This is a genomic window from Seonamhaeicola maritimus, from assembly GCF_008056315.1.
Lineage (GTDB): Bacteria > Bacteroidota > Bacteroidia > Flavobacteriales > Flavobacteriaceae > Seonamhaeicola > Seonamhaeicola maritimus.
This window is the reverse complement of record NZ_VRKQ01000010.1, coordinates 171,946-187,226: the sequence shown is the minus strand read 5'-3', so window position 1 is coordinate 187,226 and position 15,281 is coordinate 171,946. Positions and strand designations below refer to the sequence as shown.

Below are 15,281 nucleotides of genomic sequence, written 5' to 3'. Positions count from 1 at the left end.
GGTATATCAATCTATAAATTGAAAAGTATAGTCGAAATTAACCTTTTGGCAGAAAACTTGAAAGAGAATAGAAAGGAATTGTTTAGAATTTTATTGTTGACGTTTTTACCTTACTTATTAAATAAAATAACTTATTACGAGCTATTTAGCTTCTTACATTAAAAATGCACTATGTACAACAAAGTGTAAAAATAATGCGTAAGTTTATTCCTCAATCGTAAGTCCGTGCTGATTTGCTTGCGTCCGATTTTCCTTCGGAAAATCAGCCTCTCTCAAATCCGCACTATTCTTACACCAACCGTTACCACACATTTGAGAAAAACACTTTTCATATCAACAATTTTAGTTTTGAATTCATTCTTTTTGTTTGCCCAAAACAGAATTGAATTAGTTCCGAATGATTGTATTCAAGAAAATGGATTTACAATGTTTTTGTTAGATAGAGCTAAACCTAAAATTCTGACTGACCAAAAATTTGAACAAACAGAAAAATACTGGGGAAATCAAAAAAGGATTTTAGTCAATAACTCGGACTTTTTAAAAATCGAATACACGAACATTTTTGGACAGATAATTGACACAACTTTTACAAACGCAAAGAAACTGAATGAAATAAAAATCTGTGTAAATAAATACAAAGATTACGAAAAGGAATCTCTAATAAAAGAATCAATCCAAAACGACAAAAGTTGGATTTTAAACACAACTTGGGGACATCAGACTTTTGAATCTGACAAACTGATTTTAAAACCTAAAAATGGATTTCTAAAATATAAATATTACAAAAACGGAAAAAGAATAAAGCGTGGAAAAATAAAAATAACGGAATCTGTTATTGACAGAATAGCTTTGTTTGAGCGTAAACTGAATTTAATGCAAAATGCTGACAATTCTTGTAATTTCGGAATTAGTTATAATCTTGACAATGGAATTGAAATGCTCAATTTTCAAGACGACAGTTGTTCTGGATTTTCTAATGAACAATTATTGACTAAATTAAAAATAACGGAATAAAAAACGTGTGGTAACACCGTATAAAAATAATTGCTATTTTAGTGCTTAACCAAAGGTCGTTGCTGTTTTGCTACGTCTGATTTTCCTTCGGAAAATCCTTGCACGTAAACCCGCAACTTTCCATATACAAACACGTTAGCAAACATTAAAAATGAAATACGGAATTGCATCAATAATTCTAGCAATAACTGGAATTTGTCTTATAGTTTGGATTAATTACGAGTTCTCCCAGAATTATATGGAATTTGCTTCAAAATTTGAAGCTGAAGGCGGTGTGACACCTAGTGTTGTTATGACAAATTGGATTAATAGAAGTATTGCTATTGGAATTTCATTGTTTGGATTGGCCCTAGGAATTAAGTCCTACAGAATCGAAAAAAAAATCGGAATAATTGGTATTATCCTCTCCATTTTACTTTTAATTCTGGTCTTTTTCCCTATTTGGCCATATCTCATATCCGAATAAATTATTTTGAATTAAAAAACGTTAGCTAACATCGGCTATAATCCATTGCTATGAACGTACTTATTCGTAAATTTATGTAAGAAATAAAGCTATTGATTCCTACTGCGAAATTCTACCGAATTTCATCGCAATGGAATCATAGCCCAACCGTTAGCCAAAATATGAAAATGAAAAAAATCTATTTACTTATTATCTTAAGTATATCTTCTTTTTTTAAAAGTTGTAGTCAAAAGACTACCTCTTCAAGCTTAATCAAAATAGATTGGTTACAAGAATACCCAATGAATTCATTTATTGAGAATTTATTTGATAAAGAAAAATATGAAAAAATTAAAATCCCTACAGATAAAACAAAAACTGTTTATGATAGAAAAGAACTAACAGTAAGTATAAATGGCTATTATATAAATTTTTTAGATTACAAAAATGGCAAGTCTATAATCAGATACATAGTTAATGAAAATACTAAAATTCAATATTGGAATTACTTTCATAAAAATGGAAAAATAAAACTTAAAGGGTATACTATAGGTTCAGTTCAAAAAATTGGAGTTTGGGAAAAATATTCCGAATCTGGAACTTTAGAAGCTAAAATTAATTATGAAGAAAACAGATTAAGTTTTTACAAAATTCATGAATTAGCAAAAAATAAAGATTGGTTGAAAAACGAACTTGAATTTAGTTTTTCTAAAGAGAGTGGAAAATGGAAAATTAAAGATTGGACAAAAAAACTAGATTATATAGTTGATAATAACGAAAAAATAAACAAAGAAAAATTTAAAAAAGATTATTTAGACGAGGATATGATACTTTATTGAAAATAGAGAAAAATACTTTGGCTAACATTGTATATAAAAAATTGCTAATTTTAGCTTAACCAACGTGACTTTCTTTGTTTGCTAGCTTCTGATTTTCCTTCGGAAAATCCTCGCACACAAACACGCAACATTTCATATACGTAACCGTTGGCAACAAGCTGAAAAACAGAACGAATAAAATATGATGCTATTAGATTTAGCTTGCTTTGATTGCATTATTGAACAAGTCGAAAAAGGAGAAGATAAAACATTTGACGGAACTTCAATACCAACACCATTTGAGCAAGTCAACAATAACGGAATTTATGAATTCACTTGTTTAAAAGGTCATAAGGCAAAAACAGTTATTGATAATATCAACTTTGAAATTCTATTCGAATATGGACTTAATGCTATCGTTGATGGATATTATCGTGAATCAGTTTCTTCGCTGACTTCGGCAATGGAAAGGTATTTTGAGTTTTTTATCAAAACCATATTAAGAACATCGAAAAATGATTTCGAATTAATAGATAAATCTTGGAAAAAAATCTCAAGTCAATCAGAAAGACAACTTGGTGCTTATATAATGCTTTACCTACAAGTATTCGGAGAAGAACCATTATTATTAAATCCTAATAGTGAAATTCCTTTTAGAAATAAAGTTATACATAAAGGATATATACCGACAAAAAAAGAATCCATAAAATTCGGAAATTCTGTTATGAAAATAATAGAACAATCTCTTTTAAAATTAAAAAGCAAATATCAAAATGAGTGTTTTGAAACATTTGACCATTATGGATACAAAAAGAAAGCGGAAGAAGATATTAAGAAGTTAGAAGAAGAAACAGGAAAAGAACAAAATACAATGTTCGTCAATATAATGACAACAATTGATGTCAAAAATGGCAGAGAAAAAAATCCAAAAGATGGTAGAAAAGGACTTGTAGAAGAACGAATTCCTAATATTATAAAAAGAAGAGAACCAAGAAGTTTAATTCTGCTAAAAGATAAACCAAAAACGAAATAAAAGCCAGTTGCCAACACCGTATATAATTTATTGCTAGTTCTAGCCTACTTACGAAAATCCTCGCGGATTTTCTATTCGGTTTTTATTTGCTAAATTACGTGCTAAACCACGCAACAAACCATATACAAACACGTTAGGCAACATTGAAAAAAATGAGTAACGCAATTAAATTCGGAACATTAAATTCAATCGTCGGACTTATACTAGGAATATATATTGCGTATTCTGCAATCGGAAACGGATATTGGATTTTAGCAATTGGAGCTCCAATTTCAGCTTTTGTATGCGGATTTCATTTTTGGAAACTGATTTTTAAAAAATCGACTGAAAAAAGAAACGGAAAACTGATTTTAATCGGACTTTTAACTGGAACAGTTTCACATTATCTATGTTGGATATTGCTAAATATCGGAATGAATATTTGCTATTGGACTACTGGAAATTGTACAGGTTCTTTAGGAGACCCACCAGCTCAAATATGGCAAATGCTGATTTATGGAATTGTAATGACTGGAGGAAGTTTATTATTCTTTGGTTGGATAACAATACCAAGTTCAATCGGAATTGGATTTTTGGTTGACCGAATGAATAAAAAAAACGTTGCCTAACATCGTATAAAAATAATGCGTAAGTTTATTCCTAAATCAAAAGTTAGTGCTTGTTTGCTTGCATCCGATTTTCCTTCGGAAAATCCTCGCACTCAAACTACGCACTATTCTTATACGTAACCGTTGTGGTGCATTTAAGAACATCGCACAAATATTTAACAAAAGGAATTATAAAATGGCAACTTACAAATCAAAATTTGGTTATAAAATAATAGTGTTTCTAACAGTAATTTTCGGAACGATTATTGGATTTATGATTTATCAAAACGAACCCATAAAAGTAATAGTTTCAGTTTGTGGAATATTCGCTTTGGTTTACGGGTTTTTCCTTTACCTGAACTTTTCAACCGAATATACCATTACTAAGGACAATCTATTGAAAGTAAAATGTGGATTTATTTACAACAAGTTATTTGACATTAATAAAATCAGGTCAATAAAAAAGAGTGAGAATTTAATTTCATCTCCTGCTCCATCCTTAGACAGAATTGAACTGACTTATGAACAATATGGCTTAATTATAATTTCCCCAAAAGATAAATTTGAATTTGCAAATGAATTGACTAAAAAGAACCGAAAAATTGAAAACAAACTGACTGAATAAAAAAAACGACACCACAACAATGTATAACCGCAATTACGGCGGATTCGACTACGTCCGAATCCACGCGGAATTGCTAAAGGCAGTGATAAACCGAAAATTAACGCATATAAACCCGTAACTGACGGTTATACTAGACCGTTGTGCATAATTTGAGAAAACTCACAAATTGAATAAAATAATAGGAATTATATTGACAATTTTACTTCTGATTTCTTGTAAAAATTCGGAAAAAACAGAAACGGAAAAATCTTCTGAATCTAAAAATGAACACACTCAATCGGAATTTAAAAAAGTGGAATCTAAAAACGCTCTGAATTTGGAATACCAAGTTTTAGACGAAAATGACGAACAAATAAATTTTGCAAGTTTAAAGAAAATGCCTGAATTTCCAGGCGGACTAGATTCTCTGACAATATTTATTCAAAATAACTTTTCTTTTAAACAAGGATTTATTGAAAAAGTTGAGGGAAAAGTTAAAGCGACATTTGTTGTTGACACATTAGGAAAGGTTGTTGATATTGAAATTATAGAAGGATTTAAAAATCATATTGACAAATCTTGCTATGATGTAATTTCTAAGTTACCTGACTGGAAACCTGCTGAATTATCTAAAAATAAAAAAGTTAAAGTGAAATTCCTTTTACCATTTAAATTTGTAACGGAGAAATAAAAACTATGCACAACACCGTATAAAATTTATGCTTACATTTAAACAAAAATTGAAAACCAAAACAACCAATAAACATTTGTAAAAGGCTGAAAATATTACGATTTTAAGCCGCACAAATCTTATACAAAACCGTTGCCATTAATACCTACCAAACCGTAAAAATTCATCCTTTTTAAAAAAATGTTCTTTAAATTGTCATATTTCTCGAACTATGGTAACTAAAGTAGTAAAGGGAAGTATTAAAAATGGAAAAACAAAAAAGCCTATTTCTATCCGAACTTGAGGAAAACCAAGATAAATTATATAGGCTTTGTTCAATATATTCTGATAATAATGAAGACTCAAAAGACCTATTTCAAGAGGTTTTAGTTCAAATCTGGAAGTCGATGAGTTCATTTAAAGGCAATTCATCTATTGGTACTTGGATGTTTAGGATAGCATTAAATGTTTGTCTTCGCTTCAAATCAAAATACACGAAAAACCAAAACCGATTTATAAGATTAGATAGCATAGCTATTATCAATATCAGCTCTAAAGTAGATGATGAAAATAATGATGAAAAAATAATAGCTTTAAGAAAGTGTGTGAAAAAATTGAATGATGGAGACAAAGCAATAATTGCTTTGTACTTGGAGGGAATAGCATACCGAGAAATTTCAGACATACTTGGGTTATCTGAAAATCACATAGCCGTAAAAATCAAGCGGATTAAATCAAAATTATTTAACTGTATAAATGGAATATTATGATAGAAGATGAATTAATTAAAATCTGGCAATCTTCCAGTAATCAAGAGCGTATAAAATTTGAGAAATCAAAATTAATGATAGAATTACAATCGAGTTTAAAGCGTTTAGACAAATGGTGGAACTATATAGAACTTTCAGAAATGGTTTTGGCCATATTTGGAGTTTTATTATCTACTTTTTTATTATTCAAGATTCCATTCATTCTGACAAAAATAGCATTGGCTTTAATGATTATTTGTGCAGTTTATTTAATAATAAAATATCGAGGTGTCAAAAAGTTTCAGCCTAGTGACTTGGAAAATAATTATCTCAATTATCTCAAAAAAAACAGGGAATATCTTCAAGCACAAAAGAAATTCCTTAAAACATACTTCTATTGGGGAATATTACCAGTTTACCCAATAATGTTGTTATTCACTATCAGCGTTTGGGAAAAAGTTCCAATACATTTGATTGCCCTTATTAATGTGGCTACCATCGGAATAGGTATTTATGGATATTTCTTAAATAAAAAAAGAGTAAAAAGAGAAATAACTCCAAGGATATCTGGAATTAATGAATTAATAAATCAATTGGAAAAATAGCATATGAAATCCAAATATAGACCCTCGAAAGCTTCAAGAAGCTTTTTAGAACAATTGTCAAAAATTTTGCGATTTTCAACTTCAAAAACAAGAAGAGAAACAATCAAACAAAAGAGAAATCAAATTAGGAATAAAAAGTACTAATGGCAACAATGTGTATAATTCATTGCTAGTTAGAGCTTACTTAAGAAAGTCCGCGAGGACTTTCTATCTGTGATTTATTTGCTAACTTTATTGCTTGAACCACGCAACGAAATCATACACTAGACCGTTAGCATACATTAGAAAAAAATGAAATTACCAGAAAAAATAGATGAAGTTTCTATAAATTCAGAAATAGAGGTTGGAGTATATCCACCTAACGGATTTTTACAATTTGATGAAGCAAGTTTAGGAAATGGAGATTATTTTGGTTTTTATTGGGAGTTTGGAAAAGAAAATCAAGAACCAATTATTTGTGAAATGATTCACGATGAAGGAATTATTGCACCAAGGTTTTCAAACTTGGGTAAATTTCTAGAGTGGTATAAATTAAATGATTTTGATTGGGGAGAAGAAGAAGTTGATGATGAAAAATTTGTCTTGAATTTCCTTAACAAAGGAAATGAGCAATTGAAACAAAATAATCCTGAAAAGGCTATTCAATTTTATAAGCAAAGTACCGATAGTTTTGGAGAATTAAGTGAAAATTGGTTCAAACTAGCTTCTCAACAGAAAAGAATCGGTAATGAATTAGAATTTCAAAAGAATATAATTAATTCAATTCTATCAAACTGGGCGATTGAATTCCCTTCTCAAAACGCTATAAGAATGATTAAGGCTTTAAATCCTGTTGAGGAATTGAAAAGCCACCCTTTGATTAAGAATCGTGAAAAACTTGAATTTAGTTTTGGAGGCAAAAAAGAGAATGAAGATTATTTAATTATTACCGAAATTATTGCTGGACTCAATGATATTGGAGATGTTAATAGAGCTTTGTTAATGGAACAAAACTATGCTTTAATGATGTACTGGGAAACATCTTCATTTCAAGAAAGATATAACTTTAATCTTGACGAATGGAAAAAGAGATTTGAGTTAAAAACTAAAGAAAGATTAAAAATAACGTTGGGTAACAATACCTATACGACAATGGCGGCTGAAGTGCAAAAAGATAAATTAGAAACAAAAACAAACTTTTGGTCTAAGCTGAAAAGTATGTGGTCATAAACCCGCCACTGCGCATAGCCAAACCGTTGGCAGCAAGCCGAAAACGAATAACGAATGAAATATTTCAAAAGAAAATGGAATGAAACAAGGGGCGACCAATACGATGATTGGGGAACTTCTACATTTTTTATTGAAACTAATGATTCAGGTTTTCCATCACGACAGATTGAGAAATATGATAACGGAATAGTTCTCAAATATGGCAATGAAAAAACCCAAGATGAATTCGGAATGTTAGGCGACCAAGATTTGGATTTGGAAGAATTTAGTGAATTTGAAATCACAAAGACCGATTTTGAGAGCGAATGGGAATCAAACGAAAAGAAGTTTATTTCTAGTGAAATAATTGGAACTCTATTCCAAAACGACCAATTCGATGATTGGTGGGAAAGTGAGCCAATTGAAATTAGATTCTTTGATAATAAGAAATTGAAAATCACATTTATGGACTTGGTTCCTGAAAGTGACCAAAATTTCATCAATGAAGCAGACAAGGCTTTAAAATCATTCTTGGAAAAGCAAACGAATGACAGACTAGAACTTAGTGAACTTGCTTATCAAAATTGTATGGAGTTCTTAAATGCAGTTGAATACGATGAAGCTGACAAGCCACTTTGGGACATCAAAGACAAAAGTGAAATATGGAATTTCATTTATCCACAAGACATTTACGTAACTAGGAGGCATCGTAGAGATGAAGACATTTATATCAATTTGACCTGTGAGTGCGAATGGGAACGAGAACACGGACTTCAATTGGTATTTAGACAAGGGAAAAAACTGACTCGGATTAGTGACCAAGACGGACACATAACTGAAGCTGATGCATTCGACAAACCAGACGAAGAAGATGAACTACTGAGCCAATTTGAGAATAAAGAAAAAAGCCAGCTGCCAACAATGCATAAAAGCAATGGCGGGTTTAGTGATAAATCAAACGATAGAACTAATAATAAAAGTCGGTCTTGGTGGAAAAGACTTTGGTCTTAAATCCGCCACTGCTCTTATGCGTATTCCAAGATAAAATCCAAACTATTTTAAATTTTTATTTAAGCTGCATATTGTTTCAATAACACATAAGGTGTTCCTCTTTTTACAACATCAAAAGCTCTAGCTAAAAGTTTATTTCTAACATTGTTCAAAGCAATCATTTTTGGTTTTCCTTCAGCTACTTTAGATTTATAATACAACCTTAGTTCCTGGTCATGTTGTATGGCAGAAATACTAGCCATACTCAACAAACTTTTCATTTTCCTATCTCCAAGATAATGACATTTTTTACGTCTGTGAATACTTGTTCCTGAACTATACTCATAAGGTGCTAGTCCACAATAACTCGAAAATTGTCTCCAAGTTTTAAAACGACTGAAAATTTGTGTATGATAAATTAATTGACACGCTAATACAAAGCCAATTCCTTTCATAGATTGCAGCAAACTGAAGTTTTTAGAATAAGACTCATTTTCCAATATAAGTTCTTGTAATCGTGCTTCTATAGCCTTAATTTGCTTTGCTAAGTAATCTGTACTCCTTTTAAGCAGGACACAGCCAACATATTTAGATGAACTTTTTAATAGTTGCTGAGTTTCTTTAAATGTCCCAATTAGACCAGCTCTGTTCCTTACCAATTGGTCTCTAAGACCTAGCAATCTTCCCATTTCTTGAAAAGCAATGTCCTTTAGCTTACTTGGTTCTAGTTCTTCTCTGTATAGCCATGCATATCTAGCTATCATACTAGCATCTATTTTATCGCTTTTTTCTCTGACCAATCCTGAAGACCGCTTTATTGTTATTGGACTCTCTTCTACATATGGAACTTCCTTCAAAGTTAAGTAACTAGCTAACTTTAGTGAATAGTTGCCTGTGTTTTCAAAACAGTAAAATAATTGAACGCCTTTTGTGGTCTTTCTTACCCATTTAAACATGCTTAAATACCCTTTGTATTCATTGCTAAATACATGATGTTTCCCAGCTAAATGACATTTTACATCAATAGTCTTTTTTGATACATCAATTCCTACTACTTCTTCATAATTTTTCATACTTTTAATATTGTAAATTAATATTATGTCGCATAAACTATTTCCTTTAGTGGGTTCTTATAAACCTGGTATTCCAATTGGTTCTATGCAACATCTAAGAAGAAAAGAGGACTAGTACGTATAATGGAGCTTTAATCTAAAGACCGTTTTAGTTCTCCTCTTTTCTTCTATTAAATTAATGAATCAAAGTAAAGGTAACCGTTGGCAACCATTTGAGAAATGACCGTAAAAGAAGGAGACATATTTATTTCTAAACTCGAAAGAAATTTTTTCGGAGCATTCAGAATATTAAAAACGAATGGAAAAACGAGTTTCACAGAAGATTTAGAATGTATTTTAGTTGGAATTACAAAATATATCGGATTAGAAAAACCAAAACTGAACGATAAAAACCTAACAGAAATTTTAATTGAGAATCGTTTCTTCTGTAACAACAAATCTGCGATTGGAATAAGAATATTAAAAGGAATAGAGAACTTTGAATATTTAGGAAACATTCCTTTAAAAAAAGATGAACGAAATTTCAAAATCGAAATTGGCGATAGCACAAATGGATGTCATCCTTACTATGGAGCTTTTGATAAAAACTTTGGGCAAGATGCTTTTTATGAATGGAGATGGGAAAATGAAAAAGAAGAATTTCAGCAAGAAGTAGAGATAGCAAAAATTGAATCAGAAAAAAGAGCTGAAGAATACCGAAAGAGAAATATGAAACCTAAAAAAATGATGGACGAAAAATCATTTTGGGAGGTTATTGATAAAATCGATTGGTCAAAAAGTGATGATGAAGAAAGAATGTTGACAGCGATTAAGTTTTTAGCTAATAAAAAAGTGACTGAAATAAAACAGTTTCAAGAGAATTTAAGCTACAAACTCTATTTATTAGACAATGAGGAAAACGCAAAGAATATTGGAGAAAACTCATATGGAAAAGATAACTTTTCGGCTGATTATTTTCTATATGCAAGATGTTGTGTAATTGCCAATGGCAAAAGTATGTTTGAAAGTGTGATATTGGATTCTAAAAAAATGCCAAAAGACTTGGATTTTGAACCACTGCTCTATCTTGCAACTTCTGCTTATGAACAGAAAATGAAAAAGGACTTTGAATACGAATCAGGTTGCGACTATGAAACATATTCAAATATTAATGGATGGAAATAAAAACGGTTGCCAACAACTGGTATATTTTATTGTTTGGTTCTAGCACACTTACGAAAATCCTATCGGATTTTCTTGGTCAGTGATTATTTACTAAATTTATAGCTAAATCACTCAACAAAACATACCAAAAACCGTTAGGTGCGATATGAACACAACTTTGTCTGAAAATAATTTTGATATAAAACTGAAGGAACATTACAAGCTTTATGTTTTGTTGAAAGACAAAATCATATTCGAATCTGAATTACAAAATAGCGGAATAAAATACTACGCAGATATAAATGAACAACCATCAATTGACGGCGGAATTAGATACTTCCTACTCGACTCTGATATGGAAAATGTTGACCGAATTATAACGAAAAACGGAATCGTTGCGAATACGGAATCTCATCTGATTTCGGATTTTAGAGACGAAAAAAAAGTAATGAAATTATATATTACCGTTGTTGGAGCAGTAATCGGAATTATAATTCTGATTGCACTAATTGGAAAAATAATTGGCTGAATCTTGAACAGAATAATAAATACTGCACCTAACAATGGCTCCTATGAAAAGCACTAGCCTAGTTCTTCAAAGTTAATATTTATTATTTTAATTATCTCATAATGATGATTTTGTGGTGTTGAATTGTTGGTAATTCCGTAGAATTATCAATACTTCAATACCTTATATAACTTGCTCCGCATCCTATTTGTGATACACGCTTGTTTTGGTGTTCACCAGCATCTGTATGATTATAAGTTATAATTAACCCAGCCACTTGCTATAAAAATGTGATACTAAAGGATAAGCAGTTTAACGTTAATATTTAGAAGCTTCCTCAATCAACACCCTAATAGCGGATGATGCACTTCCACCATATTTACTTCTTTTAGCCAATTGAGTTAACTTATCTTTTAATTTTGGTGATATACGCATTGTGAATACCTCAGTATTCTCAGTTGAAGGTAATTTTCTCATAACATATTCTTTATATATAAATATGGCAATATGTATAAACCTCAACAAACTATTTTAAATGTACCATATGGACCTTATCTAGCAAGTTTAATAAAGTATATACTTTGTTATAAATGCTGTTTTCAGGTCATTTAGGTTAAATAGGTCCGTCTGGTCCGTGAGCATTAGATGTATTTTAATAATTACCAGACCCCAACCACGTATCCTCCCTTATAATAGGGCCAAAAAGAACTTGTCTATACAAATAGGTCCGATATGTCAAAAAATTTTTTTTTTAGAATTTTCACAAAAGAAATAAAGGGTTGTATATATGTGTATAATTCATCATTTTTATTAAATATAACAAATTGGTAACTACTGTTTGCGATATGTTATATTTTTTGTATATTTGTATAACACTAAATTTCAGGTCATGGATAACACTTCAATTCAAATAGCTCATACGATTTTAAATCAAATAAAAATATTAGATAGATATGCACTTATGGCTTGGGGAGCAAAAAGATTTATTTCTCTACCAGAATCAAAAGGAGTTCAAGGCGGTGTTCAGTTTAAGGTAAATGGTCTGACATTTAAAAATTGGGTGAGGGTTGAACTAACATGGCTAGATGTATATAATGTGACATTTATAAATACTAGAGGTGAGGTAGTAAAGCAATTTGATGATGTGTATTGTGATATGTTGGTTGATATTATTGATTGGGTTGAAAATAAGCATGCAGCGTAATGAAGAACTATATAGCTTATTATAGGGTCTCAACTGTAAGACAAGGAAAATCTGGATTAGGACTTCAGGCGCAACAGAATGCAGTACAAAAATATATTTCTGGAAAAGGAGAAATGATTGCAGAATTTACTGAAGTGGAATCTGGAACTAGGAAGAAGAAGAGAGTTGAAATCTATAAAGCAATAGAATTTGCAAAATTGGAAAATGCAACCCTCATTGTGGCCAAACTTGATAGATTGGCGAGAGATGTCGAATTTACCTCTGCATTATTCAATGGAAAAGTTGATTTTATTTGTTGTGATAATCCCAATGCCAACAAATTAACCATTCAGCTATTAAGTGTTATTGCAGAAAACGAAGCTGAAGCTATTTCTACTAGAATTGTTGATGCGTTGGCGGTTAAAAAGGATAAGATTAAAAAAGGTATCTACGTTAACAAAGATGGTTCAATGATGAAACCAATTGATGGCGAATATAGATTAGGGAATCCAAATGGGTTTGGTGATTATCAAAAAAAAGGTGTTGAAAAAATAAAGCAGAATGCATTAGAGAATAAAGCCAATATCCAAGCAATGGATGTTATATGTTCTGCTAGAAGGGAAGGGATGACCTTTCAAAAGATTGCTGATAAACTCAATAAATTGCAGTACACTACTCGAAGAGGGAAGCAGTTCAATCCAATTCAAGTACAAAGGCTTTATAAACGATGTCCAAAGATTGAAAAATTGAATGAATAATCAAATTAAAACACAGAACTATGACACAAGGAGAAAGACAAGATTTTAAATGGAGACCTAATGATAATAGCTCAACAACTTTAGCGAGGTATGACCAAGAGGCGGAACATTGGTATAGAGCATTTAAGAATGCTGAAAGGAAAAATAAACCGTCATCATTTAAAAGTGATTTGGCCGTTATAGGGTTAATGTTTTCTTTAGTATTTTCATTATTAACGTTGGTAGCATTGTCCGTTATTCAGTTTATTAAGTGGCTAAGGTCAGAATAAATTTATTTAGCTCTATAGCTAATTTTTTTTCATTATTATGGATTTGATTGCTCGGCTAATCTCTTTGCCATATCTCAGTCGTTCTTTTTCTGATATCCGTTTATATTTATTTGAAATTGGTATTAATACTTCATCGAATATTTCAATTGCATAATGCATTTTGTAAGGAGCTAAGTAAACCTCAGCCTCTAAATCTGGAATATTGAAATATATTTCAATTTCATGTAATCTTATTTTTTTAAATTCATTGTTGATTCTAATTTCACTGATATATTTATTAATAATTATTTTCTTGTCTTTAAAAGGGATATTTGATTTTAATCCATTAATTTCTTGTTTTACTTCATCAATATCATATACTTTCTTTCTAAATGCATCTAGTTCTTCTATTAAATTGCTTAACTCTATTTCAATTTTAGTTTTTTCTTTTTTGTTTTTTTCGATTTCTGGCCTTAATTCTTCTGAAGTATAAACCCCATCTACAGCCAAACTTCTAATGTTTTTAAATTTTTCTTCATTTTTTTCAAGTTCTATTTTTAATTTTGAAAGCTTAGTATTTAGTTCCTCTTCAATACCACTTTTGTTATTATTTTTAAGATGTTCTTTTATTAGGTTTACTAATATCTTATCCATAAAAAATCTATCCCAAATGAGATTATCTAATTTTGTTATGTTAATTCCAGCATTATCACATTTATCTTTTAAATGTTGTTTGGTGCGAGATATACAGGCATAATAATTGTTCTTTTTGGATACAACTCCATGATAAAACATGCCACAGCAATTACATCTTAAAATTCCTTTTAATAAATAATTATGTGTTTGGGGTGCTCCCGAGTATACTTTATTTCCTGTTAGAGATAATTGGGCTTTTTCCCATGTTAGGGAATCAACAATAGGTTCAATAGGAACGAATCCACTTTCCACTGATTTATATGGTCGTTCACCTTTATATCTGGGGTTTTTTAATAGGTAATAAATTGTTGAAGGCAGCCATATTTTATTTTTTTTAGTTTGTATATTGTTTTGATTTAGGAGTGTGGCAATCTTAGCGGTGCTTACTCCATTTATAGAGAAAGCAAATATCCTTCGCACTACATTAGCTTCAAAGTCATCTAGAATATATTTATCATTATCAATTTGATAACCATATGGCGTAACTCCATGAGGACGTAAGTTTTCAGCATTTCTTTTTAATACTGAAGTTACTCTTTTTTTAGTTTTTCTTACCATATGAGCATTAAACAGGGATTGAATATCACCAAGTAAATCTGCTTCATCATCAAATAAATTTATTTCACCATTTTCAGTAAATAACCGAGCATTAGCATCTTTAAGAATACGCTTAATATAAAATCTTACTTCGGTATTTCTTTCTAGCCTATCTTGCATATAAATGAACATATGGGTAATTATTCCATCTTCAATTTTTTGAAGTAACCTTTCCAATTCTGGTCTTTTATGAATTGGTAAAGTTCCAGAAACTCCTTCTTCAATAAAAATTTCTGATTTTAACTTTAGCTCCTTCGCAAGTTCCAGACCGAGTAATTTTTGGTCATTTATACTTCTGTCCTTTCCTTCGGCTTTGCGTTGCGATATTCTACAGTATATACCTAACATTAAATGTCTTTATTGGATTTTGAT

General features: G+C 30.6%; 19 protein-coding genes. 16 read left to right on the top strand and 3 right to left on the bottom strand.

Annotated features, from left to right (window positions below; genetic code table 11):
- Positions 1-348 precede the first annotated feature (348 nt).
- The 11 genes from FUA22_RS08900 (at position 349) to FUA22_RS18590 (ending at position 8,724) form a co-directional block, all read left to right on the top strand.
- Positions 349-1,014, top strand: coding sequence for a hypothetical protein (locus FUA22_RS08900; protein ID WP_147767615.1), 666 nt, complete (start codon positions 349-351; stop codon positions 1,012-1,014).
- A gap of 151 nt (positions 1,015-1,165) precedes the next feature.
- Complete coding sequence (locus FUA22_RS08895; RefSeq protein WP_147767614.1) at positions 1,166-1,480, top strand: hypothetical protein; 315 nt, start codon at positions 1,166-1,168, stop codon at positions 1,478-1,480.
- A gap of 167 nt (positions 1,481-1,647) precedes the next feature.
- Positions 1,648-2,298 (top strand): hypothetical protein, encoded by a 651-nt coding sequence (locus FUA22_RS08890; protein ID WP_147767613.1) that lies wholly within the window; start codon positions 1,648-1,650, stop codon positions 2,296-2,298.
- 181 nt (positions 2,299-2,479) lie between these two features.
- Positions 2,480-3,310 carry a hypothetical protein gene (locus FUA22_RS08885; RefSeq protein WP_147767612.1) on the top strand — a complete coding sequence of 277 codons (831 nt, stop codon included), beginning with the start codon at positions 2,480-2,482 and terminating at the stop codon, positions 3,308-3,310.
- A gap of 152 nt (positions 3,311-3,462) precedes the next feature.
- Entirely contained in the window at positions 3,463-3,918 is a 456-nt protein-coding gene (locus tag FUA22_RS08880) for a hypothetical protein (RefSeq protein WP_147767611.1), read from the top strand.
- A 175-nt stretch (positions 3,919-4,093) separates the two neighbouring features.
- Complete coding sequence (locus FUA22_RS08875) at positions 4,094-4,522, top strand: PH domain-containing protein (RefSeq protein WP_241664797.1); 429 nt, start codon at positions 4,094-4,096, stop codon at positions 4,520-4,522.
- A gap of 166 nt (positions 4,523-4,688) precedes the next feature.
- Positions 4,689-5,192 carry an energy transducer TonB gene (locus FUA22_RS08870; protein WP_147767610.1) on the top strand — a complete coding sequence of 168 codons (504 nt, stop codon included), beginning with the start codon at positions 4,689-4,691 and terminating at the stop codon, positions 5,190-5,192.
- Positions 5,193-5,437: 245 nt separating this feature from the next.
- Positions 5,438-5,941, top strand: a complete 504-nt coding sequence (locus tag FUA22_RS08865) for an RNA polymerase sigma factor (RefSeq protein ID WP_147767609.1) — start codon at positions 5,438-5,440, stop codon at positions 5,939-5,941.
- Positions 5,938-6,525: a hypothetical protein gene (locus tag FUA22_RS08860; protein ID WP_147767608.1), complete on the top strand. Its 588-nt coding sequence runs from the start codon at positions 5,938-5,940 to the stop codon at positions 6,523-6,525. Before FUA22_RS08865 ends, FUA22_RS08860 begins: the two co-directional genes overlap by 4 nt.
- Positions 6,526-6,816: 291 nt before the next feature.
- Positions 6,817-7,734 carry a hypothetical protein gene (locus tag FUA22_RS08855; RefSeq protein WP_147767607.1) on the top strand — a complete coding sequence of 306 codons (918 nt, stop codon included), beginning with the start codon at positions 6,817-6,819 and terminating at the stop codon, positions 7,732-7,734.
- Between the two features lie 54 nt (positions 7,735-7,788).
- Positions 7,789-8,724 (top strand): DUF6985 domain-containing protein, encoded by a 936-nt coding sequence (locus tag FUA22_RS18590; protein WP_241664796.1) that lies wholly within the window; start codon positions 7,789-7,791, stop codon positions 8,722-8,724.
- Positions 8,725-8,783: 59 nt separating this feature from the next.
- On the opposite strand, the gene FUA22_RS08845 is transcribed toward FUA22_RS18590, so the two are convergent.
- Positions 8,784-9,776: an IS110 family RNA-guided transposase gene (locus FUA22_RS08845; RefSeq protein WP_147767606.1), complete on the bottom strand. Its 993-nt coding sequence runs from the start codon at positions 9,774-9,776 to the stop codon at positions 8,784-8,786.
- 219 nt (positions 9,777-9,995) lie between these two features.
- Here FUA22_RS08845 and FUA22_RS08840 point away from each other — a divergent pair, with 219 nt between their 5' ends.
- Together FUA22_RS08840 and FUA22_RS08835 are read left to right on the top strand one after the other, a co-directional pair.
- On the top strand, positions 9,996-10,940 hold the full coding sequence (locus FUA22_RS08840) for a DUF4240 domain-containing protein (RefSeq protein WP_147767605.1): 945 nt from the start codon (positions 9,996-9,998) through the stop codon (positions 10,938-10,940).
- 145 nt (positions 10,941-11,085) lie between these two features.
- Positions 11,086-11,448, top strand: coding sequence for a hypothetical protein (locus FUA22_RS08835; RefSeq protein WP_147767604.1), 363 nt, complete (start codon positions 11,086-11,088; stop codon positions 11,446-11,448).
- A gap of 297 nt (positions 11,449-11,745) precedes the next feature.
- Here FUA22_RS08835 and FUA22_RS18420 read toward each other — a convergent pair whose 3' ends face one another.
- Positions 11,746-11,904, bottom strand: coding sequence for a hypothetical protein (locus FUA22_RS18420; RefSeq protein WP_170309881.1), 159 nt, complete (start codon positions 11,902-11,904; stop codon positions 11,746-11,748).
- Positions 11,905-12,316: 412 nt separating this feature from the next.
- Between FUA22_RS18420 and FUA22_RS08830 the strand changes: the two genes are divergently transcribed.
- The 3 genes from FUA22_RS08830 to FUA22_RS08820 are packed head-to-tail and all read left to right on the top strand — an operon-like array spanning position 12,317 to position 13,637.
- On the top strand, positions 12,317-12,631 hold the full coding sequence (locus tag FUA22_RS08830) for a hypothetical protein (protein ID WP_147767603.1): 315 nt from the start codon (positions 12,317-12,319) through the stop codon (positions 12,629-12,631).
- Complete coding sequence (locus FUA22_RS08825) at positions 12,631-13,368, top strand: recombinase family protein (protein ID WP_147767602.1); 738 nt, start codon at positions 12,631-12,633, stop codon at positions 13,366-13,368. The genes FUA22_RS08830 and FUA22_RS08825 overlap by 1 nt, the downstream gene beginning before the upstream one ends.
- Before the next feature lie 20 nt (positions 13,369-13,388).
- Positions 13,389-13,637 (top strand): hypothetical protein, encoded by a 249-nt coding sequence (locus FUA22_RS08820; protein WP_147767601.1) that lies wholly within the window; start codon positions 13,389-13,391, stop codon positions 13,635-13,637.
- 18 nt (positions 13,638-13,655) lie between these two features.
- Here the strand turns inward: FUA22_RS08820 and FUA22_RS08815 are convergent, their stop codons facing one another.
- Positions 13,656-15,257, bottom strand: coding sequence for a recombinase family protein (locus FUA22_RS08815; RefSeq protein ID WP_147767600.1), 1,602 nt, complete (start codon positions 15,255-15,257; stop codon positions 13,656-13,658).
- Between the last annotated feature and the right edge of the window lie 24 nt (positions 15,258-15,281).